Here is a 22,141-nt window from a genome sequence, read left to right on the forward strand (position 1 = left end):
TGGAGCTTTTATGTCGAGTCAATCCATACCTTCTAGTGAGCAAACATCTACTAACATTGTTTTAACAATTGCTGGGTCAGATAGTGGCGGTGGAGCAGGCATTCAAGCCGATATAAAAGCCATTTCTGCGACCGGAAGTTACGCTTGTTCCGTTATTACCGCGATTACCGCACAAAATACTCTTGGCGTATCCGCCATTTTCCCTATTCCCCTTGAACATGTCGAAAAGCAGCTCGACGCAGTGTTCACGGATTTGAATATTATTGCCGTCAAAGTTGGCATGTTGGCGGATAGCGACACCATTAAATTGGTTGCTGCGAAACTCAAGCAATACCAACCTGATTTTTTAGTGGTGGACCCTGTTATGGTGGCGACCAGTGGGGACTTATTGTTGCAAGCTTCTGCCATTAGCACGCTGAAATCTGAGCTTTTGCCTCTTGCTGATTTAATTACACCAAACCTGCCTGAAGCGGCAGCATTGACTGAGTCCCCATTACCAACCGATGACTTAACCATGCGTGCCATGGTCGATAAATTACGCCAGCTAGAAGTAAAAAACGTATTGCTTAAAGGCGGGCACTTAGAGCAAGCAGAAAATAGCACAGACTTTCTTATTCTGACCGATCGTATCGAAGAGCTTAGTGCAAAACGCATTCATACTCAAAACACGCATGGCACAGGCTGCACATTGTCGTCGGCAATCGCCTCGTATTTAGCGCAAGGTAATGACTTGTCGCGCGCGGTTCAGTTAGGCAAAAGCTATATCTCAAAAGCGATTGAGCACGCTGATGAATTAGACATTGGCGCGGGTCACGGTCCAGTCAATCACTTCTTTCATGGTCATAATAATGTCCGCTAATCGTGCGAATTGTGAGCATCGATTAGCGTCGCTCGCGATCTCTATCGACAATGGCTTAATGCAGTACCTTGATAGCCAAGCACCGACTCTACAAGGTATCAATATGCAGATACCAGCGGGGCAGTGGACGTGTATTTTAGGACGAAGTGGTTGCGGAAAAACGTCTTTATTGCGTCACCTGGCCGGTTTACTCGATCAAAAAGTTGTTTGGTCTGGGAGTTTGCGAATGGATCCTGCTCACGCCGAATTGAAAGACCAAGTGGCGTACATGGCGCAGCAAGATCTACTGATGCCTTGGTTGTCTGTATTGGACAATGTGTTATTAAGTACTCGTTTTGGTGAGTCTGCCAAGAGTGGTTTTTTTGTGAAAAATGTTCGTAAGATCCATGCTCAAAAAGAACAGGCGTTGGCATTATTGGAGAAAGTCGGGCTGGTCGATAACGCCAGTCATTTACCTCAGCAATTGTCTGGTGGCATGCGTCAACGTGTCGCACTGGCAAGAACCCTGATGCAGAACAAACCAGTCGTGTTAATGGATGAACCGTTTTCGGCCTTGGACGCGGTAACGCGATATCGCTTACAAAATCTGGCTTGCGCTTTATTACGAGATAAAACCGTAGTCTTAATCACCCATGACCCACAAGAGGCGATTCGCCTCGCTCATCAAATCTACCTTTTACGAGGCGACCCAAGTACGGCGGAGCTTCTTACTTCGTTAGTGTCTTCGACACCACGTGAATTTGATGCTGCAGGCGCCCAACTTCAACAGCGTATTATGGCGCGTTTGGAGTATGACGATGACGAATAAGATGAGGTGTAAATCCCTTTTCAAAGTCGCTGTGACGCTCTGCGTGATTTTGGGATTATGGCAAGTTGTGGTTATGGTTTTTGCCTTGCCGAGCTTCATTTTGCCCGCACCGTTAGAGGTATTTGAAAAGCTTGTCCAGCGACGAGACGTGCTTTTAAAACACACATTAGTAACCGGCGCTGAAATCCTTCTTGGCTTGTTATTGGGCCTGTGTATGGGCTTGTTCTTTGCTTTGCAGATGTTGTTGTTTAAGCCGTTAAAGCGCTGGCTATTGCCTATCTTAATTGCGAGCCAAGCGATTCCCGTTTTTGCCATCGCGCCAGTTTTAATGATTTGGCTGGGTTATGGTATCGCTTCCAAAATCGTCATGGCGGCGATCATTATTTTCTTTCCTGTCACAACCTGCTGTTACGACGGTTTGCGCAATACACCGTCGGGCTATCTCGACCTTGTCAAAACCATGGGGGCAAGTAAGTGGCAGAGGCTTCGTCATATTCAATTTCCAGCGTCGTTGCCTACACTGGCGTCGGGTATTCGGGTCGCTGTGGTGATCGCTCCGATTGGTGCAGTGGCAGGAGAATGGGTGGGTTCCAGTGAAGGTTTGGGCTATCTGATGTTGCAGGCCAACGCGCGGATGATGATAGATGAAATGTTTGCTGCCTTGTTCATTTTGTCTGTGTTCTCTCTTGCCTTGTATTTTATTACCGATAAGTTACTTAAAAAAATTATCCCGTGGGGTGTTTTATAAAACGCTCTTTATAAGAATTAATAAAAGGAAAACCAATGAACACGAAAATATTATTAAGCACTGTCGTGCTTGCTGCGTCCTTGTTGTCTACTTCTGTGCAGGCCGAGGAACAAAAACTTACTCTGATGTTGGATTGGTTTGTAAATCCGAATCACGGCCCGATTGTGATTGCCAAACAGCATGGCTATTTTAAAGCACAAGGTCTAGACGTGGCGATTCAAGAACCGTCTGATCCAAGTACACCTGCGAAATTAGTGGCCGCAGGTAACGTCGATTTAGCTGTGTCGTATCAGCCGAATTTAACCATGGACGTGGCCGCTGGTTTACCGCTTATTCGTGCCGCCACCTTGATTGCGACTCCTCTGAATACTTTGACCGTGTTGGACAATAAAAAAATCAACGGCATTGCGGATTTGAAAGGCAAAAAAATCGGAATTTCTGTAGCGGGCAATGAAGAAGCCATTGTTGGTACCATGCTGAAAACACACGGTGTGAAATACGAAGACGTGCAGATTATTAATGTTGGCTGGGCGCTGTCGTCGTCTCTTGCATCAGGAAAAGTAGATGCGACATGGGGCGGTTTTCGTAACTTTGAATCGAATCAGCTCGCTTTGGAAGGCATAGACGCAAAAGCCTTTTTCCCAGAAGAACACGGCGTGCCTGTGTATGACGAGCTGGTGGTTGTTGCCAATGCTAATAGCTACGACAAATCCGCGATTCAAGGCTTTAACAAAGCCATAGAGCAAGCGACGATTTACATTATCAATCATCCGCAAGATTCTTGGAGTGAGTTTGTTGCCTACGCGCCAGATACGTTAAACAACGAACTCAACGAGTTGGCTTGGAAAGCAACCCTAACGCGATTTGCCTTGCGTCCCTCTGCGGTTGATTTGAAACGTTATGACGATTATGCCCAGTTCATGCATGAGCAAAACATTATCGACACCTTACCGAAAGCGCAAGACTACGTGCCGAGCTTTTAATAAACCACTGGCGATCTTGTTATTCACTTAATAATAAAAGGTAAAAACATGAATATTGATACCATTATTAGCGCACTTCACGCTGTGCGTGAGCAGAAACCGCTGGTGGTAAATATCACCAATTACGTGGTCATGAATAATACTGCCAATGCTCTGCTTGCCATTGGCGCGTCTCCCATCATGGCGCATTCTCGTGAAGAAATGGACGAAATGATGTCTTTTTCTGGCGCCTTGGTGATTAACATAGGCACCCTAGACAGTGTTTGGATTCCACGTATGTTCGCGGCGGTAGAGCATGCGAATCACCATAATAAAATGGTTGTGCTTGATCCGGTGGGATGCGGCGCCAGTGCATTACGTACACAAACGTCTCGACAGATTGCCGAAGCCGCGAACAAATTGATTATTCGTGGCAATGCGTCCGAGATTATCGCCTTAGCGGGAGAACAAGGAAGCAGCAAGGGCGTGGATGCGATGGACAGCAGTGATGCCGCCGTCGGTGCTGCTCAGTACCTAGCGAAAACCTATCAATGCAATGTGGTTGTGTCGGGAGAGACAGACTTTATCATTACCGCAGACCGCAAGGTTAAGCTGAATAACGGGCATGCTATGATGCCTCTCGTCACAGGAATGGGGTGTTCATTGAGCGCATTGACTGGCGCGTTTGCGGCGGTTGGTGAAGAAACTGGCTTGGCTGCGACGGTGGTGTTTGGTGTGGCGGGGGAGATCGCTGCAGAGCAGTCTAAAGGGCCTGGCAGCTTACAGCTTAATCTGTTGGACGCTTTGTATTTGTTGGACGACGCCACGCTTATTAGCCGTTTAAAAATGACTACATGCTGAGGTTGGTATGAACCCATTTCGTTTGTATTTAGTCACCGATGATCAGCAAGACCTAGAAACACTAAAAAGCGTCGTAACGGAAGCCGTCGCGGGTGGCGTAACCATGGTGCAGATTCGGGAAAAACACGGTGATGTGCGTGCTTTTATTGAACGAGCACAAGCGGTTAAAGCAATTCTACAGGGCACTGGTGTGCCCTTGATTATCAATGACAGAGTTGATGTCGCCTTAGCGGTGGATGCGGATGGGGTGCATCTTGGTCAATCCGATATGCCGGCCGAAACCGCTCGTTGCTTGATCGGCAAAGGGAAATTGCTCGGCCTTTCTGTTGAAAATGAGCAGCAGCTTATGGAAGCGGAAGCGCTGCCGGTGGACTATGTGGGCTTAAGTGCGATTTTTGCTACGCCAACTAAAAGTGACACAAAAAAAGAGTGGGGGATCGAAGGTTTACGCCGTGCTGTAGTGCAAAGCTCTTTTCCTATTGTGGCAATCGGTGGCATTAATGCGTCTAACCTGGACGATATTATTACCACAAGCGTTGAGGGCATCGCACTTGTTTCTGCGATTTGTCATGCGCCAAGCCCTAAGCAAGCAGCTAGAGAATTATTACAACAAATTGAAGAAGTTCATTCGCATAAAGATGAAGAGCAAGTATAGACACTCGACTTACTTACTCGACGTCATATTTTTGTCTTACTAGAGTGTTATAAAAAGAGAAAAGTAAAATAGTATGTGGACGGTATATGAGCTACCTATTTATTTCTCGTAAAAATGTGCACTCTCGTTATTACAAAATGATTATAAAACGACTGAATTTGGATGCTCAGCTATATATTATGGGGTTGCCTAAGCTATCGTCTTTACTTTATTTGAGACAAGCTTGTAGGGTGGACTTCAGAGACATTTGTCATGAGCAGTTACTGCGCAAAAGAGCGTATAACCCTATTTGGAATCATGGTCCGCTAAGCCGTTTATATAGCTTGGTTCTTACGTGTATTGAAAGGTTGAGGTACGCAAAGTACCTTGCCGTATTAAAACAGAAAAAGCCTGATTATGTGGTTGTGTGGAATGGTCGAAAACTCCCGAACAGTACTATAGTGATGGCGGCAAAATCGTTAGATATTAAACTGTTTTATTTTGAAAATGGTTTGTTACCTAAGACTGTTTCGTTAGATCCAAAAGGGGTCAACTTTGCATCGTCATTGAGTAGCGATCCGAACTTCTATTTGTCGTTTGATCCGAAAAATGACTGTGTTTTCTCAGCCCCAGAGATTGTGCCGCGAAGTAATATACGACAGCGTCAAAAATTTGCTCCTATTGCGTTACCGAAACGCTTTATTTTTGTTCCTTTTCAAGTGCCTCATGATACGCAAATCGTTTGTTATTCTTCTTGGATTGATTCCATGGAAAGGTTTTATGATGAGGTAATACAAGCCGTCAAAACATTACACGACCCCTCATTAAAAGTGGTTTTTAAAGAGCACCCTTCATGGCATAAACACTACACATCCTTATATGAAAAAGATGATATTGCGCTGTTTGCAAATGGAAATGCCACGACTGAGTTGATTGAAAAAGCAGAAGTAATATTGACGATTAACTCGACTGTCGGTATGGAGTCTTTATTGCTTAATAAAGCAGTTATTACCCTAGGTGATGCTTGCTACAACATAGAGGGGCTTGTGTTGCACGCTAATAACCGACAACAGCTTAGCAATTGTTTGAACGAAGTTTATCAAGGTTGGAAAATGAATCCTTTATTACGCGATAAGTTTTTTTCATTTCTGAAAAATGTTTATTGTGTGCCTCGTGTAACAAAAGACGACGATGAGCATATCCTCGCGGTAAAACAGCGTTTGACCGAAACAGATGAATTTTCTAATTTTGAGAGGTGTTAGCTTTCTGCTGTGAATAGGGCAAACTATTTATAATTCTAGGCTAAGTGGCGTGCTTATTTAATCTGTATGGTGGAAACGTAATAAAGGCTGTCATAACGGGTCTATAAAAACTACCATAGCCCTTTTATTAGATTCTATAATCTAGTAACACAATCGAATGCTTAAAACAGAGTGGAAAATGAACACCAAAATATACAAAGAAGTGCTTTATCTAGCCAAAGAACTCATGACCTGCGCCAACAAGAAAGACCAAGCGGGTTTTGATGCCTATTATGCGGAATTGAAAGCTATCTGTGATGACAACGACGGCACAGATAAAGATCACCCAGTACAGTGGGAAACCCTAGGCGACTTTACTGATGACTTAGAACAAGCGATTACTATCTATGACAAAGCCTTAGCAAAAGCCGCCGCTATAAACTCCAAAGATTACCTTTCTTCCATCGGCTTTTCTGCTGCCCAGCTTAAAATAGAACTTGGCGATAACGCTGGTGCCATTGAATACCTAGAACAAGCTAAAATCCACAGCAACAAAATCATCGATAAAGAGCTAAAAGCAGAGATTCACGACGTACTGTTTGACCTGAAAAAAGCCTAAAGAAACAAGAGATATAGAATGGAACGTCCGACCAAGGAACAGATCCGCGCATTACCTTTGTATATTGGCCTTGATCTTTCCAATATCGTCATCATTGAAAACGAAATTGATGCCGCACAAGCCATTACAGCACTCGAAAACGAAACGTCTATTGGGTTCGACACCGAAAGCAAACCGATTTTCCAAAAAGGCCAAGTCAGCCCAGGTCCATCGCTCATTCAACTGGCGATCGAATCAAAGGCGTTTCTGTTCCCTGTACGATTTCCTTGTGCTGTGGCGGCAGCGAAGGAAATACTAGAGAACCCAAAGATTAAAAAAATTGGCTTTGGCATCAAAGACGACAACAAAGAACTGCGTAATAAACTCAACATCGACATCACCAATACGCAAGACTTGTCCGTTACCTTAAAGCAACTTGCTGGAGAGAAAAATAGCATCGGTGCCCGTGCCGCCGTCGCCATGGTACTGGGAAAACGCCTTGGTAAAGGCGCCCAAAAATCCAACTGGGGTGCGTATCCACTGAAAGAAAACCAGATTCTTTATGCAGCGAATGACGCGCATTCTGCTATTTGTGTGGAGAGGGCATTGGCTTCATCTAGGCCTTAGCGTCTTCCCCTTTTCAAGGAGAAGACGGGAGATGAGGTTGTTGGTTCTTTTCAAATGCTTTGTATTCCTAAAAAATTCCAGTTATTACGATGTTTTAGTCCTTGGAATACTCGCACGATATCAGACTTTATTTTTTAATAAGCGGTGCGTAGGGGCCATTTAATAACCCCTTGTTTTGGTTGTAGATTGCAATGTTATTTGCCGTTCTTGCAACAGTTGGTGTTTGATCTGAAATAGAGTTCATTATTTGTGATGCAACTGCACTTACAAGGCTGCCGATTAGACCACCATTATTAGAGTTGGAGCTTTGGATTGCATAAGCACTTGCGTCCCATAAGAGAGTACCTGTTTTTCCATCAACTAATCTCATTGATACGTTAACGACAGTGTCAGAGGAAAGTACATTAAATTTTTGCCCCCAGTCATTGATTTCTACATATAAAACGGCATCAGCGCCGATATGTTCATACAATTTATCAAGAGGAACTGAGTTCATTTCTTCCGGTGTTGGTAATCCATTTTCTTTCATGAAGGTATCAATGACAGCCACCGGGAATACGTAATAACCTTTTTCGCCTAATGGTCTGCTTATTGTAGATAGGTAAACATAGGGGGCATTCACTTCTACAGAATTGTTTTTAGGGGGAATAACCAAGATGGATCTAGGTTCAGATGCCAATAGAGCATCATAGTTATAAGGTTGTGGCGTTGCACACCCTGTAATGAAAAGAGCCAATGAGAGTGTAAACAATAAAAATATTTTTTTAGGCATTAGCATTAATTCGTTCCTTCTAATCGGCTCATCATTCCATCTATAAGTATCGAAGACTCAGGGAATAGGGCTTTTTCAGTCATAAACTCTGATTTAGATTGAGCCACATTTCCTTCTAAAGCATACATATACCCAAGATGAGCATGAATGCCAGGTGCCACGGGGATATTTTGCGCTTCTGCTTTTTGAATATCAGTTACTAAGGTCGAAATTTGAGTGGTTGAATCAGCACTACCGGGCTCAATGTACATCCCATATAGCATGTTTTCGTATTCTCCCCAGTAGAAAGTGCTTTTTTTAGTGGCACAACCACTCAAGATAAACAGCGAAAAAAGTACTATTGCGAAAGATACTTTATTAGAGTGTTTGATGTTTTTATTACTGCTCATTTGATAGCACCACCCATGTGCCGTTCTCTAGATCACGTACAATATTATTTACTGCTTCTGTTATAGCGAAGTTTAGTACTTTCCCGTTTAGTGTTGCATCGTAACTAGCCGTTGATCCAAAGCCTACTACTTCGCGATTACTGAGTTCATATTCGCCAGCGGCTTGAGTTGAATAAACAATCTCTCCATTCACAACATCGACAATGTTAATGCTGACTTTTGCATAGGCAGTTTGAGTTTTAGCAGATCCAAGGATTCCAAAAAGCTGTTTATCCCCAGTTACTTTTCGCCCAAATTCTGTGACATCACCGGTAATTGTATATCTAGCACCTGTTAAATTCTGCTTTACGCCATTCAGTTCAGCTTCGCGTTTTAAAACTTCTAAATTCTCTCTGTCTACTACTTTAAATCGATTAGTTTGTTGAAGATGAGTCTTAAGAATGGTTTTAGATTGGTTACCTAGTTTGTCAGTGCCTGATGAAAAAAGGCCTTGCATGTATGAAGAGCGGTTTTGGAAGTTGCCAACAACCAACGTTGTTTTTATTCCTTTGTAATCAGTGTTATAGCTTTTTACTGTCTCCGACTCGACTGCACGATGAGACTGGTTTACCGAACATCCAACTAGAGTTAAAGCTGTTGCTATAGATATACAGGCCACAGCATTTTTTAAAGGGCGAGAGAAAAGGGCTGTCATTTTATACTCCATGTAAAACATAAAAATTGATTATTTCGATTTAAAATCTGGGGCGATTTTATCTATATCTGAATACAATAACCAGAATTATTGATCACAAAGTTTCCTTTATCTATGTTTGTTTTTTACATGTGCTGTTAAAGCAAGTTTTTGAAAAAACCAATGTTGATAGCTTTCTATACTCAGTTAGTATTAGGGACATTAATATCTTGTGGGTGTGTCATTCACTATGGCTCGTAAACGTTTTTGAAATGAGTGGCAGATGAAGAATCTCTCTGTTTTTCATCTAACCCTAATTCTATGATTACTACCATAAACTTGGGTCATTTAGTGCCTCAACACACCGAGTGGGGCCAACCATAGATTGGATTTCTTGGTCATCAAGTGATTGAGCGAGCCATCCAATTGGCTGACTTAAAGGACAAGGTGCTTTTACAATGTTTTCATTGATTTGTTTAAAGCCTGTTTTGGAATAATAACTTGGGTCACCATAAGTGAAAGCCAAATTGACATTTAAAGATCTAAGATGGTCTAAACCATATTAAATTAGCTTTTGACCAATACCTCTACCTTGTACATCTGTTGACACGGCAACCGGTGACAAAATGAATGCTGCTTGCCCATTAGGTACAGTAAAGCGACTAAAACATACGCAGCCAACAAGAATCTCGTTTTCTTCTGCAATGCAGCAAATTAAATCGAGTGACTTAGTAGTGGCTATAAGATTTGCGACAAAATCTGCAATTACCTGACCTTCTGCTTCTCCATCGGATGCAGAAAACACGCTCTTGAAAAGGTCAATGACTTCTTGTGATCTTGATTCACTAAATAGTGAAAGTTTCATATCTCCATCCTTCTGCACAGTTTTACTAGACACATAATGCCCTGTTAATGGATAAAATACAGTGGGCTAAAATTAAGCAACGACGGAGCAAAACCAACTGCTCTTGTCTTTGTTTAACTGCTTGTTAGGTATACTTTGATCGCACTATCTTTGATAGTTTATTTTTAATAATTTTTTGCTCAATTTTTTTAGAGAATGAGCTACTAATTAAAAAAACTACTAAAAAGTACACCAGTAGATAACGCTTTCAGAAAGGATATAGCCCATTGACGAAAGCAACATGCTTGATGGAAAAATAATAGTTATAAATATAGCAAGACTAATAAAACCAAGAATGAATTTAGTCTCTGATTTGACCTGTTTTATATAGCCATAAGTTTCAGCACTTGATACATTGATTAATGAAGAAAATTTTCGCTGTAACCAATCTATATAATTCAATGAGTACTCCTGTATACCTAACCAACTGTTTTTCGTTTAAACACCTCGTTAATCCTTTTGCCAAATACGATACGTGTAGTCTAAGTTTGACTTAAATCGCTGTTCAAAAACATTATTGTAGTCATTCGGAATGTTAGAGAAAAACACATCTCCTTCAATTTCACTATGAACTGTTGATATATGAAACGTTTCAGATCGATTGATAAGTGCTTTGTATATTTCGCCACCGTCCGACACAACTGCATGATCAGTAATATTTTTCAGAGTAGATAGTGCATTATCAATAGAAGAGAAATAGAAAACATCGCTATCTTCGGACTTTATTTCAGAACGAGTAATTACTGCATATTTTCTATTTGGCAGTTTGCCCATAGACTCGAAAATCTTTCTACCAACAATTTGTTTGATTTTCATCTGAGCCTAATTGTTACCAGCCTTTAATTATTTATTATCGGCTACTTTTTAGTAATGATAACGACACGAGATAATGGTAATGGCGGCATCGTCCACGGCGTAGACCAAACGATTAGTATCATCGATCCTGCGAGACCAGAAGCCTGTTAGATTTTCTTTTAAGGCTTCCGGTTTTCCAATTCCTTCAAACGGTGAACGCTGAACATCGGTAATAAGTTTATTGATGCGTTTTAAGGTTTTCTTGTCTTGTGTCTGCCAATAAACGTAACTGTTCCAAGCTTCATCAGTCCATGATAAAAGCCAGCTACTCATCAATAAGTTCTCGCTGAGACGTTTTACCCGCTTTAAATTGTGCAATTGAACGATTTAAGTGTTCTGCGTTAGCTGGTGAACGAAGTAGGTGAACGGTTTCCATAAGGCTGTTGTAGTAATCCAATGACATAACCACCGCATCTTCAGAGTCACGGCGAGTGATTACCGTCGTATCCGCATCGTTAATCACATTGTCCAAAACGGACTTAAGACTATTTCGAGCTTCAGTAAAAGAGACAATTCTCATATTGCACCTCACTTGTACATTATATAAGACAAGTCTAGCCTGAAAAGGAAAACATGTACAGAATGTTGTGCATGACTATGTTGTGAAAACTAAGTACGGCTCAAGAAGCGTAGATATTTTTAACTGACCTTTATTCGCAATTTTTTTGATGCGCATTGCTGCATTTGTGGCTATTTGCTACATTTCTTGTATAGCACTAAGGAGATTTTATTATGTCTACAGCAAGTATTCGACTTGACCAAGAACTGGTTGATAAAGCGGCTATCATGGCAAAAGCCTTAAACCGAACAACACCTAAGCAAATTGAACACTGGGCGAAAATTGGTGAAATGATGGAAGATAACCCTGATTTGCCTTACGAGTTCGTAAAACAAGCCATCATTGCTAAAGCGGAAAAAAAAGCCGGAAAACTTGAGGCTTATAGCTTTGGCTAACATTACTCAAGTTCTTCAAACAACTACCTTTAAAAAAGCGGTCAAAAAACTGCATAAAAACCAAAAAGTAGATCTAGATAACGCGATTAGAGAATTGATTGAAGATCCGCTTCTAGGGCAACAGAAGAAAGGCGATTTATCCTTCCCCCGTGTCTATAAATTCAACATGGTGAAGCAACTTACATTACTTGGTTACAGCTATGAAGATGGCACCGTTACACTCGAACTTATGGCTTTAGGTAGCCATGAAAAGTTTTACCGTGATGTGAAAAATATTGTTTGAGTAGATATTAAGTGACGGCATAGACTGCTTTTGATGTAGTGGGGAAGGGTGGGAATTGGTATTGAAACCCCATAGTTTGGCGCAATCAGCTCACTAACATAAAATGCGTTGAGCAGACTGTATTGAATGGAGAACAAAAACGTAGGGCGTCATGAGCGAAGCGTGATGCGCCGGTGAGCATTAAGGGCAGACAAACATGTTTAATTTTTATCTGGGGTAATTGTTTTAATTGCGTATGGACCTGTTGTTTGATCATGATAGGCTGGATTTGAATATGCTCCCTAGTAAAGCGTTTGAAGTATTCAAAAACGATGAGGACAATATAAATGCGATTTTTTAAGTGGTTGGGCGCAGAGCTTTGTGACTTTTGGAGCTGGTTCCTCAAAGGCTCGCAACAATCTCATCCTCCGTTATTTCAGCTTCGGTCCTTTTGGGCAACAGTGCTGCTCCCTGTTGGTTTAGCATTTGTAGTCACCTTCTTTATCGCACAGAGCCTAAGCTTTCCTGATATGGTGTTGACAAAGAAAGGCTTTGATAACGCCTATGACTACTTCAAAATCCCACTGTGGATAGTAGCGTTGTCACTACCCCTTGCAGGGTTTTATGCTTCTCATCATCGCTCTGTTCAAACTGCTGCCCAGATTGCTAGGTCAGATATACAGATTGTGTCAACTCAAAGTAAGAATAACTTTGAAAACTATATTAAACATTTAGATTATTTTTCAGCCCAAATAGAGCACTTTGGAAGTATTCATAATATTAAAATAAGTGATCCCATAAAACTATATCGAAAAATTTTTCCAATCAATGACTATAGTGATTTTTCGCCTTGGGCTGATGATATGAAATTTATTACATATATTGGGGAAAGGAGTGAAATTCCACTTGAATTTAATAATTATTTAGATCATATCAGGCATTATGTTGTTGGAATGTCATCACCTAAGGATGTTGCATCTGAACTTGAAGGTGATATTTTTAGTAATTTGAATTCGATCTTTACATTGCTTCTCATAAAAAAAATAGATGGTATAAATATTTGGGATTTTAATGTAAAAGACAAATATTATTTCTTAGATGGAAAAATTTATTTACCGGCATTAACTGACAGTATAGATAGAGTTGTCAATTTGTTTTTTTCTATCGAATCTATGTGTTTATCTAGAGATTACTTTGAAAAAACTGGAGGTGGAAATAGGTTTACAGAAGGTGATTTGTTTATGTTCTTAATGAAAATTCGACGTGTGAAAGAAAATATAAAAGCTCTTACAGAACAGTCAAATTTGAATAGTGTTGCAATTAAAGAGGCAATACGGAAAGAGTGTAAGGATAAAGAGAAAAGGTGGAAAGAGCAGATATCTCGACTTTAAGCATAGAATTTATCTCATCCAATTCAGGGTTATTCTTAATTCGGAAAAGAGTATCGTTTAACTTTATGTGGAGTTCCTTGAATTTTCAACATTGAAGTTCCAAAAAAGTCAGTTCGACGCAACTTTGATTGTGCGATCCTATGGAGTTTCAGGGGCAGTTAAAAATATCTTTTCTCCAGCCTGCAAAACAATTTATGCTTTACGATGAAGATCGTCTTGCTAAAACTGATAATAAAAAAGTGAATCAGACGTTTGGGCGATAGCCCGATAAAAGATTTTTTGGTAACTTTTGCATCGATTGGTAAAAGTTACATGCCTAGCAGGGCGGAATAAAGGTTGGGGATGCAAAGCGTTTGAATGAAGCCCAAAGAAGAGATTAACCCCATCCTCCGCCTTCCCCTTGGAAGACAAAAGGGGAAGGGACTTGGTGCTTAGTAACGTAACCTTTTGCGTTTGAATGGAGCATAAATTCCATGTCGGGCTAAAGCCGCGACCTACAGTGAAAGCTTCGCTTTCAGCGGCACATCACGCTGCGCTCATGGTGCCCTACGAAAACCTAGTCTCTATGATGAAGTCAGTTCGACGCGACGAAGTTGCGCGACCCTATGGAGTTTCAGGGTCATTGTTTGACGAACTATACTTTCATCGAATAAGCAATCTATGCCTTACGATAAAAGTCGTTTTGCCAAACTTAATAATAAACAGTGTGAATCAGACGTTTGGGCGATAGCCCGATAAAAGATTTTTTGGTTACTTTTGCATCGATTGGCAAAAGTTACGCGCCCAGCAGGGCGGAATAAAAGGTTGGGAATGCAAAGTGTTTGAATGGAACCAAAAGTACGAAATAGCGGTATCACCAATGAAGTCAGTTCGACGCGACGAAGTTGCGCGACCTTATGGAGTTTCAGCATCATTGTTTGATGAGATATCACCCACCGAATGAACAATCTATGCCTTACGATATAACGAGCGTAGGGGGACAATTATGTGCCTATGAAAAAAGTCAGGCATTAAAGATCTTAAAGCGAATTTTTGGTTACTTTTTGGGCGCTAGCAAAAAGTTACCCGCTCAGCAGAGCGGAACCAAGTTTGCGAACTAGGAAGCGTTGAGAAGTAACAAATATACTTGAAGCTCAAATAAAAAAAGCCCCGCAGAGCGGGGCTATCAAACTAGAGAGTGACTACGATAAGGTCACGCGCTGCTTTAACACAGCATTCTGATCCGGCGCTGCATTGAGAAATACAACACCAAACGCAGAGGTTTTTCCCCTTGCATCGAGTCGATGAAACGGGAATATTTCTTTAAATAGCTTTGTTGTTCAATTCGTTACTTTTCAGTACTTCATCAAGATGTAGCCAGGTTTCGATGACGGTGTCTGGGTTAAGAGACATGCTTTCGATGCCTTGGGCTACTAGCCAGTCGGCGAAGTCGGCGTGGTCGGATGGGCCTTGGCCGCAGATGCCGACGTATTTGCCTTGTTCGCGACAGGCGGTGATCGCCATTTTTAGCAGTTTTTTAACCGCTGGGTTACGTTCGTCGAATTTGTCTGCGATCAATCCTGAGTCGCGGTCAAGTCCTAGTGTTAGCTGAGTTAAATCATTCGAGCCGATTGAGAAGCCGTCGAAGTACTGTAAGAACTCGTCAGCCAGTAGGGCGTTGGACGGTAGTTCGCACATCATGATGACTTTCAAACCGTTTTCGCCACGAGCCAAGCCTTGTTCCGCAAGCAGTTCGGTCACTTGTTGTGCTTCTTCCAAGGTACGAACAAATGGGATCATGATTTGTACGTTGGTTAAGCCCATGTCGTTACGAACGCGGCGGATGGCTTCACATTCTAGGGCGAAGCAATCTCGGAAGGAGTCGTCGATGTAGCGCGCGGCGCCACGGAAGCCAAGCATTGGGTTTTCTTCATCTGGTTCAAACAAAGGGCCGCCAACAAGGTTGTGGTATTCGTTTGATTTAAAGTCGGACAAGCGCACGATGACAGGCTTTTGAGAGAAAGAGCAAGCCAATGTTGCGACGCCTTCGACCAGTTTGTCTACGTAGAATTCCACTGGGCTGTTGTAGCCGGCGATACGGTGGTTGATCTCTTCCTGCAACGCGGGTGTCATTTCTGCGTAGTTCAGCAAGGCTTTCGGGTGAATGCCGATCATGCGGTTGATGATGAATTCTAAGCGAGCCAAGCCAATACCTGCATTTGGCAGCATGGCAAAGTCGAAGGCGCGGTTTGGGTTGCCCACGTTCATCATGATTTTTACTGGTAGTTCTGGCATGTTGCCGACTTCAGAGGTAATGATGTCGAATGGTAGTTCGCCTTGGTAAACAAAGCCCATATCACCCTGTGAGCAAGATACGGTAACGATTTGGTCGTCTTTCAATACGTCAGTTGCGTCACCACAGCCAACAACCGCTGGAATGCCAAGTTCACGGGCAATAATCGCGGCGTGACAAGTACGACCACCACGGTTGGTGACAATCGCAGAAGCGCGCTTCATGATGGGTTCCCAGTCTGGATCGGTAATATCAGTGACAAGAATGTCACCTGGTTGGATACGATCCATTTCGGTAATAGAAGACAACACTTTCACTGCGCCTGTGCCGATTTTGTGACCAATGGCGCGGCCAGTAATCATTACCTGAGAGGTTTTTTTCAGGTTGTAGCGTTCCATGCTCTGGGCATTGGCTTGGCTGCGAACGGTTTCTGGGCGTGCTTGAACAATGTAAATTTTGCCGTCGATGCCGTCTTTCGCCCATTCAATATCCATTGGACGTTGGTAGTGTTTTTCGATGATGCAAGCTTGGCGAGCAAGGTCTTGAACTTCGTCGTTTGTTAGTGCAAAACGGTTTTGTTCGTCTAAGGCGACTGGAACGATTTTAACGAATTCATCATCACTGTCGGCTTCGGCGTATTCCATTTTTTGTGCTTTGCTGCCTAGGCTCTTGCGCACAACCGCCGGGCGATTGGCCGCCAGTGTTGGCTTGTGAACGTAGTATTCGTCTGGGTTAACCGTACCTTGTACGACCATTTCACCAAGTCCGTAAGCCGCAGTGATGAAAACCACTTCGTCAAAACCGGATTCTGTGTCTAGGGTAAACAAGACGCCAGACGCGCCGATGTCGCTGCGTACCATTTTTTGAATGCCGGCGGACAAAGACACGCCTTGGTGTTCAAAGCCTTGGTGAACGCGGTAAGAAATCGCACGGTCGTTAAACAAAGAAGCAAATACACGCTTGATAGACGCTTTTATGTCAGCCAAGCCTTTCACGTTTAGAAAGGTTTCTTGTTGACCTGCGAAAGATGCATCTGGCAAATCTTCCGCGGTTGCAGAAGAGCGCACCGCAAAGGATGTTTCCTCTGTGTTGTCGTCACACAGAACAGCGAAGGCGGTCTCGATTTCTTGGTCAAATTCTGCAGAGAAAGTCGCGTCTTCAATCCATTGGCGAATTTGTACGCCTGTTTCGGCAAGCGCATGAACATCGTCTACGTCCAATGCGTCTAGTGCTTGATGGATTTTTTCGTCTAGGCCACTTTCTGTGATGAAGCTTTGATAAGCATAGGAAGTAGTTGCGAAACCGTTTGGCACTTGAATACCAAGGTCTGTCAGGTTGGAAATCATTTCACCCAAAGAGGCATTTTTTCCGCCTACTTCACCGACATCTTCCATATGAAGATCTTTAAACCACTTAATAAATTTGCTCACAAGAGACTCCAATTATTATTTCTTATTAAAAGAATATGGCTGGTTTGGCCAAAAGATGGCTGATTAGCCAAGTAGACGATGGGCGCTTATCAAATTACTGTGTGCTCTTGTCAAGGCGCTTGGTCTGGGTTCATTGTATGTAGGGGAGTTGCTTTGAATAAAATCGATTATTCGATGTAGTTTTATTTCAATCGAAAAAACGGATGTCGTTAGATAACAACAAAAATGGGAAGAAGCGCATGAAAGTGTATTTTGTATCGGACGGGACGGCGATCACTGCTGAAGTATTTGGGTCGGCAATGTTGTCCTTTTTTGATGTGGCAGTAGAGACCAAAAGCGTGCCTTTTTTAGGCACAAAAGATCAAGCTGAAGGCTTAAAACAACAGATTAACTTAGAGATGCAGCAAGGGATTGCTTTGCTGGTTTTTTATACTATTTCCGATGTGACGATTCGCGATATTATCGAATCTTGCGACTGCCATTGTTATAACTTATTTGGTGATTTGCTGTCTCCGATAGAGCAAGCTTTAGGTGTGAAAGCACAGCCAACGGCGCAGAAAGCGCATGGTATGAAAGAAGGCGTTTATGATGGCCGAATAGACGCCATAAACTATGCTTTGGCGAATGATGACGGGGCTTCGGTGAAGAATTTTGCTGAGGCAGATATTATCTTGTTGGGCGTGTCTCGCTCCGGTAAAACACCAACCAGTTTGTATCTGGCAATGCAGTATGGCATCAAGGCGGCAAATTATCCTATTACTGAAGATGACTTTTCTTCCCCCGGTTTGCCGAAGGTGTTAAAGAATCACAAGAAGAAGTTATTTGGTTTGACCATAGATGCCCAGCGCTTGCATGAAATCCGCACTGGTCGCATGGCGGCAAGTAAGTATGCTTCGTCTCGTCAGTGCCGCTATGAGGTGGATGAGGTTGAATCCTTATATCGCCAAGAACGTATCCCTTTTTTGAATTCGACAAAGTTGTCTGTGGAAGAAATTTCCACCAAAGTGATGGCGGAGATGAATTTAGTACGTCACAGGCAGTAGTAATGCAGAGCGAAAGTATCAAAGAATTCGATGGGTTCACCATTTTTGCTTGAAATTTAGACAATAAAGTAATGAAAATATTTCCCTTAGGTCAAAATAGCATTACAAAAGCTTGTAAAAGACACGCAAATATCGAGCTATAAGGAGGATTTGTTGTGTAATTACCAAATTAACTCGAAGAGAGTGTGCAGATAATGCTAAGAGCTGAGCTAACTTCGAGAGTATTTGGTTAATATGCTCTATAATGATGATTAATTGAGCGTGACGGTGACTCGGCAGAAGTGGCTTATTAGAAGTAGCTTGTCAAAAATGACTTATCATAAATGATAACGAGTACTGCAAATGTTCTAAATAGTGAGATGTTCATATTTCTATTTTATAAAAGGGCGTCTTATTGAAAAAACCAAGGATAAACATACATTGAGTAATAAAAAAATTAACGATCCACACATGCAGCGAGAAGCGTCTAAGTACGATAATCCCGTACCAAGCCGTGAATTCATTTTAGAGTTTCTTGCCACCCAAAATAAAAGCATGGGTCATTTAGATTTATGCAAAGAGTTTTCGCTGACTGGCGAAGACGAAATCGAAGCCCTCCGTCGTCGTCTCATCGCTATGTGCCGAGACAATCAAATGACCAGCAATCAAAATGACGAATACTCGCCGATTTTAGAAAGTGACCTGATTGAAGGTTACGTTCAAGGCAATAAAGAAGGTCATGGTTTCTTGTTGCGTCAAAGCGATGACGATATTTTCCTATCTGCCCGTCAAATGCAGAACGTGATGGATGGCGATAAAATCAAAGCACGTCTTTCTGGTCGTAGCGTTAAAGGTCGCTTAGATGGTGTTGTGGTTGAGGTGCTGGAGCGTAAGCATACTCAAATGGTTGGCCGCTACTATTTAGAAAGTGGTACTGCGTTTGTAACGCCAGAAAACCCACGCATTGCGCAAGATATCCAAATAACCACTGACTCCGGCTTAACGCCAAAACACGGTCAATATGTGTTGGCTGAAATTGTTAGCTACGCCGAGCGCGGTAAACCGGCTCAAGGCTTGGTAAAAAAAGTCCTTGGCGACTTTATGGCGCCGGGTGTTGAAATCGAAGTGGCGATGCACCGTTATGAAATTCCTAATGAGTGGCCAGCTGCGGTTGAGAAGCAAATCAAACACTTCAGTACAGAAGTGGCGGAAGAAGATAAAGCGCATCGTGTTGATTTGCGCGATACGCCGTTTGTGACCATAGATGGTGAAGATGCACGTGACTTTGATGACGCGGTGTATTGTGAAAAAACGCCAGGGGGTTGGAAGCTATTTGTTGCTATTGCAGACGTTTCTCATTATGTGAAGAAAGACACCGCATTAGATGAAGAAGCCATTGTGCGTGGTAACTCGGTTTATTTCCCCGGTCGTGTGATTCCTATGTTGCCGGAAGTTTTGTCAAATGGTTTGTGCTCGCTTAATCCAGACGTAGATCGTTTGGCGATGGTTGCTGAAATATCCTTGACGACAAAAGGTAAGATGCGCGGCTTCAAATTTTATGAAGGCATCATCCGTTCTCATGCTCGTTTAACCTACAGCAAAGTCGCGAAAATGATCGACGACGAGCCTGAAGAGCAAGGCATTGAACTGCGTGAGCGTTATGCCTCTATCGTATCTCATATTGATGATTTGAGTGGTTTGTATCAGGTTCTGAAGGGCGCTCGTGATGAACGAGGCGCGATGGAGTTCGATACGATCGAGACTCGTATGGTGTTCGACGAGAACTCTAAGATTGAGCATATTGTTCCTGTCGAGCGTAATGACGCCCATAAATTGATCGAAGAATGCATGCTGTGCGCCAACGTAGCAGCGGCAGAGTTATTGATCAAAGCAGATTTACCTGCTTTGTTTCGTGTTCACGAAGGGCCAAAAGATGACCGTTTGTTAACCTTGCGAACTTATCTTGGTTTGCTGGGATTAGAGCTAACGGGCGGTACTAAGCCAACGCCAGCGGATTACGCGGCATTGTCTGAAAGCATTAAAGACCGGGCAGACGCTCGTAGTATTCAAACCATGATGCTGCGCTCTATGTCCCAGGCTGTGTATCAAGCGGATAATTTGGGCCACTTTGGTTTGAATTATGAAGCTTATACGCACTTTACGTCGCCAATTCGTCGTTACCCAGATTTATTGGTTCATCGCGCGATTCGTTATTTGATTCGTGGCGAAGGTCGTCCAGCCGTGCGTCAGGCGCATCGTGTTGCGGGCAGCCCAGAATTGAAAGAACGCAAAATCTACGGTTATGATCACGCCGACATGGATGGTTTAGGGGATTCTTGTTCTGTGACCGAACGACGCGCTGACGAAGCGACGCGTGACGTTGAAGCTTGGTTGAAATGCCAATACGTTGAACAGCATTTGGGTGAACCGTTTGACGGTGTGGTTACCGCCGTGACCTCGTTTGGTTTGTTTGTTGAGTTGCAAGGGTTATTCGTTGATGGTTTGGTGCATATTTCTGGTCTTGGGCAAGATTACTTTGTTCATGATATGGAACATCAGGCGATTGTTGGCGAGCGCACTGGTCGTGTGTTCCGCCTTGGTGACACGTTAAAAGTTCGCGTTTCTAATGTGAACTTGGAGCAACGTAAGATTGATTTGAGCTTGGATGAAAGAAGTACTCGCCCAGCGCGCAAAAAAGTGGAACGCACCGATAAAACCGAACTTGAAATGCAATTGGCTCAGCTGCCGCCTATTGAATTGGGGGGGCGCTCTAAACCTAAGTCTGCTACCAAAGTAGAGGGTGACAAAGCTAAAGACGCTAAGTCATCGAAAGAGGGCAAAGAGTCGGATGGCAAGGCGAAGAAAAAACGTCGCTCGCCAGCTTCTAAGGGCAAACGTATCAGACAGAAAAAGTCGGGTACAGTGTCGGCAAATGGTAAGCCAACGGCAGCGGCTAAAAAACCGAAAAAGCCTAAGAAGCCGAAAAAGAGCAATGCTAAGCCAAAAGCAAAAGACTGATCAGAAGCTCTTAGTGGAGCTTTCTTGATGAATAACTTTCTAGATGAGTAAAAGGGGGCGTATGCCCCCAAATTAATAGAGTAGATAATGTCAGATTTAGAATGGATATACGGCATTCACGCCGTGGAAAATGCATTGACTCAACAGCCAGAACGCGTCAAAGAAGTACGCTTTCAAGAAGGCCGTGATGACAAGAAAAACCAGCGATTAGTACAACTTTGTAAAGCCAACAAAGTGCGCTACAGCGTGGTACCACGTAAAGAATTAGATCAACTTTTTACCAAGAACAAAGAGCGCGCTGTTCACCAAGGTGTGGTGGCTTATACCACAATGAACAAAGCAGGCAATGAAGCCGACTTGCATACCTTGGTAGCGGGTTTAGATGAAACACCATTGATCATTATCTTAGACGGTGTGACGGATCCACATAATTTAGGCGCTTGCTTGCGTAGTGCAGATGCCGCTGGCGCTCACGCGGTGGTGATGCCGAAAGACAATTCAGCCCCGTTAAATGCAACGGTTAGCAAAGTGGCGTGTGGCGCTGCGGAAAGCATTCCAGTTTACGCGGTGACCAACCTTGCTCGAACTATGAAGAAGCTGCAAGATCAAGGTGTGTGGATTTTTGGTACAGCAGGAGAGGCAACGCAAACCATTTACGAGCAAGACTTATCTATTCCAACGGCTATTGTAATGGGTGCAGAAGGTGATGGTATGCGTCGCTTGACTCGTGAACAGTGTGATTATCTAGTGAAGCTGCCTATGGCTGGTGTGGTTTCTAGTTTGAATGTGTCTGTGGCGACAGGTGTTTGTCTCTACGAAGCGGTGCGTCAACGTGCTGTTAAGGCCAAAGGTTAAGGGGCA

General features: G+C 43.0%; 23 protein-coding genes. 15 read left to right on the forward strand and 8 right to left on the reverse strand.

What is annotated here, in order from left to right; all coding sequences use genetic code 11:
* The first annotated feature begins 10 nt into the window (after positions 1 to 10).
* The 9 genes from thiD (at position 11) to DFP80_RS00115 (ending at position 7,338) form a co-directional block, all read left to right on the forward strand.
* The gene (gene thiD, locus DFP80_RS00075) at positions 11 to 859 is read left to right on the forward strand and encodes a bifunctional hydroxymethylpyrimidine kinase/phosphomethylpyrimidine kinase (protein WP_113914777.1); all 849 of its coding nucleotides are present in this window, start codon (positions 11 to 13) and stop codon (positions 857 to 859) included.
* Positions 849 to 1,667 (forward strand): ABC transporter ATP-binding protein, encoded by an 819-nt coding sequence (locus DFP80_RS00080; RefSeq protein WP_113914778.1) that lies wholly within the window; start codon positions 849 to 851, stop codon positions 1,665 to 1,667. Before thiD ends, DFP80_RS00080 begins: the two co-directional genes overlap by 11 nt.
* The gene (locus DFP80_RS00085) at positions 1,657 to 2,415 is read left to right on the forward strand and encodes an ABC transporter permease (protein WP_241560186.1); all 759 of its coding nucleotides are present in this window, start codon (positions 1,657 to 1,659) and stop codon (positions 2,413 to 2,415) included. Before DFP80_RS00080 ends, DFP80_RS00085 begins: the two co-directional genes overlap by 11 nt.
* 35 nt (positions 2,416 to 2,450) lie before the next feature.
* A complete protein-coding gene (locus DFP80_RS00090; protein WP_113914780.1) occupies positions 2,451 to 3,398 on the forward strand; it encodes an ABC transporter substrate-binding protein in 948 nt (315 codons plus the stop codon).
* Between the two features lie 48 nt (positions 3,399 to 3,446).
* Entirely contained in the window at positions 3,447 to 4,238 is a 792-nt protein-coding gene (gene thiM, locus DFP80_RS00095; protein ID WP_113914781.1) for a hydroxyethylthiazole kinase, read from the forward strand.
* A gap of 7 nt (positions 4,239 to 4,245) precedes the next feature.
* On the forward strand, positions 4,246 to 4,893 hold the full coding sequence (gene thiE / locus DFP80_RS00100; RefSeq protein ID WP_113914782.1) for a thiamine phosphate synthase: 648 nt from the start codon (positions 4,246 to 4,248) through the stop codon (positions 4,891 to 4,893).
* Between the two features lie 86 nt (positions 4,894 to 4,979).
* Positions 4,980 to 6,134: a capsular polysaccharide export protein, LipB/KpsS family gene (locus tag DFP80_RS00105; protein ID WP_113914783.1), complete on the forward strand. Its 1,155-nt coding sequence runs from the start codon at positions 4,980 to 4,982 to the stop codon at positions 6,132 to 6,134.
* A 178-nt stretch (positions 6,135 to 6,312) separates the two neighbouring features.
* Positions 6,313 to 6,732: a tetratricopeptide repeat protein gene (locus DFP80_RS00110; RefSeq protein WP_113914784.1), complete on the forward strand. Its 420-nt coding sequence runs from the start codon at positions 6,313 to 6,315 to the stop codon at positions 6,730 to 6,732.
* Between the two features lie 18 nt (positions 6,733 to 6,750).
* Positions 6,751 to 7,338 (forward strand): 3'-5' exonuclease, encoded by a 588-nt coding sequence (locus tag DFP80_RS00115; RefSeq protein ID WP_113914785.1) that lies wholly within the window; start codon positions 6,751 to 6,753, stop codon positions 7,336 to 7,338.
* 127 nt (positions 7,339 to 7,465) lie between these two features.
* Here the strand turns inward: DFP80_RS00115 and DFP80_RS00120 are convergent, their stop codons facing one another.
* From DFP80_RS00120 to DFP80_RS00150, 7 genes are all read right to left on the reverse strand, one after another.
* The gene (locus tag DFP80_RS00120; protein WP_175020586.1) at positions 7,466 to 8,116 is read right to left on the reverse strand and encodes a DUF799 domain-containing protein; all 651 of its coding nucleotides are present in this window, start codon (positions 8,114 to 8,116) and stop codon (positions 7,466 to 7,468) included.
* The gene (locus tag DFP80_RS00125; protein ID WP_113914786.1) at positions 8,116 to 8,499 is read right to left on the reverse strand and encodes a DUF4810 domain-containing protein; all 384 of its coding nucleotides are present in this window, start codon (positions 8,497 to 8,499) and stop codon (positions 8,116 to 8,118) included. The genes DFP80_RS00120 and DFP80_RS00125 overlap by 1 nt, the downstream gene beginning before the upstream one ends.
* On the reverse strand, positions 8,489 to 9,193 hold the full coding sequence (locus DFP80_RS00130; RefSeq protein ID WP_113914787.1) for a CsgG/HfaB family protein: 705 nt from the start codon (positions 9,191 to 9,193) through the stop codon (positions 8,489 to 8,491). The genes DFP80_RS00125 and DFP80_RS00130 overlap by 11 nt, the downstream gene beginning before the upstream one ends.
* A gap of 541 nt (positions 9,194 to 9,734) precedes the next feature.
* Complete coding sequence (locus tag DFP80_RS20770; RefSeq protein ID WP_206610555.1) at positions 9,735 to 10,037, reverse strand: GNAT family N-acetyltransferase; 303 nt, start codon at positions 10,035 to 10,037, stop codon at positions 9,735 to 9,737.
* Between the two features lie 489 nt (positions 10,038 to 10,526).
* Positions 10,527 to 10,892, reverse strand: coding sequence for a dihydrofolate reductase (locus DFP80_RS00140; protein WP_206610554.1), 366 nt, complete (start codon positions 10,890 to 10,892; stop codon positions 10,527 to 10,529).
* 48 nt (positions 10,893 to 10,940) lie between these two features.
* Entirely contained in the window at positions 10,941 to 11,204 is a 264-nt protein-coding gene (locus tag DFP80_RS00145; protein WP_113914788.1) for a Txe/YoeB family addiction module toxin, read from the reverse strand.
* Positions 11,197 to 11,451, reverse strand: a complete 255-nt coding sequence (locus DFP80_RS00150) for a type II toxin-antitoxin system Phd/YefM family antitoxin (protein ID WP_113914789.1) — start codon at positions 11,449 to 11,451, stop codon at positions 11,197 to 11,199. Before DFP80_RS00150 ends, DFP80_RS00145 begins: the two co-directional genes overlap by 8 nt.
* A gap of 212 nt (positions 11,452 to 11,663) precedes the next feature.
* On the opposite strand from DFP80_RS00150, the gene DFP80_RS00155 reads away from it, so the two are divergent.
* The 3 genes from DFP80_RS00155 (at position 11,664) to DFP80_RS00165 (ending at position 13,538) form a co-directional block, all read left to right on the forward strand.
* Positions 11,664 to 11,885: a TA system antitoxin ParD family protein gene (locus tag DFP80_RS00155; RefSeq protein ID WP_113914790.1), complete on the forward strand. Its 222-nt coding sequence runs from the start codon at positions 11,664 to 11,666 to the stop codon at positions 11,883 to 11,885.
* Positions 11,878 to 12,168, forward strand: a complete 291-nt coding sequence (locus tag DFP80_RS00160; RefSeq protein ID WP_113914791.1) for a type II toxin-antitoxin system RelE/ParE family toxin — start codon at positions 11,878 to 11,880, stop codon at positions 12,166 to 12,168. Before DFP80_RS00155 ends, DFP80_RS00160 begins: the two co-directional genes overlap by 8 nt.
* Before the next feature lie 326 nt (positions 12,169 to 12,494).
* Complete coding sequence (locus tag DFP80_RS00165) at positions 12,495 to 13,538, forward strand: hypothetical protein (protein ID WP_113914792.1); 1,044 nt, start codon at positions 12,495 to 12,497, stop codon at positions 13,536 to 13,538.
* Positions 13,539 to 14,840: 1,302 nt separating this feature from the next.
* Here the strand turns inward: DFP80_RS00165 and ppsA are convergent.
* On the reverse strand, positions 14,841 to 17,240 hold the full coding sequence (gene ppsA, locus DFP80_RS00175; protein ID WP_113914794.1) for a phosphoenolpyruvate synthase: 2,400 nt from the start codon (positions 17,238 to 17,240) through the stop codon (positions 14,841 to 14,843).
* Positions 17,241 to 17,479: 239 nt separating this feature from the next.
* Between ppsA and DFP80_RS00180 the strand changes: the two genes are divergently transcribed.
* The 3 genes from DFP80_RS00180 (at position 17,480) to rlmB (ending at position 22,135) form a co-directional block, all read left to right on the forward strand.
* Positions 17,480 to 18,283 carry a pyruvate, water dikinase regulatory protein gene (locus DFP80_RS00180; RefSeq protein WP_113914795.1) on the forward strand — a complete coding sequence of 268 codons (804 nt, stop codon included), beginning with the start codon at positions 17,480 to 17,482 and terminating at the stop codon, positions 18,281 to 18,283.
* A 450-nt stretch (positions 18,284 to 18,733) separates the two neighbouring features.
* A complete protein-coding gene (rnr, locus tag DFP80_RS00185; RefSeq protein ID WP_175020593.1) occupies positions 18,734 to 21,280 on the forward strand; it encodes a ribonuclease R in 2,547 nt (848 codons plus the stop codon).
* 87 nt (positions 21,281 to 21,367) lie between these two features.
* Positions 21,368 to 22,135: a 23S rRNA (guanosine(2251)-2'-O)-methyltransferase RlmB gene (rlmB, locus tag DFP80_RS00190; RefSeq protein ID WP_113914797.1), complete on the forward strand. Its 768-nt coding sequence runs from the start codon at positions 21,368 to 21,370 to the stop codon at positions 22,133 to 22,135.
* The last annotated feature ends 6 nt before the right edge of the window (positions 22,136 to 22,141 follow it).

Source organism: Marinomonas rhizomae, assembly GCF_003315485.1.
Taxonomy (GTDB): Bacteria; Pseudomonadota; Gammaproteobacteria; order Pseudomonadales; family Marinomonadaceae; genus Marinomonas; species Marinomonas rhizomae.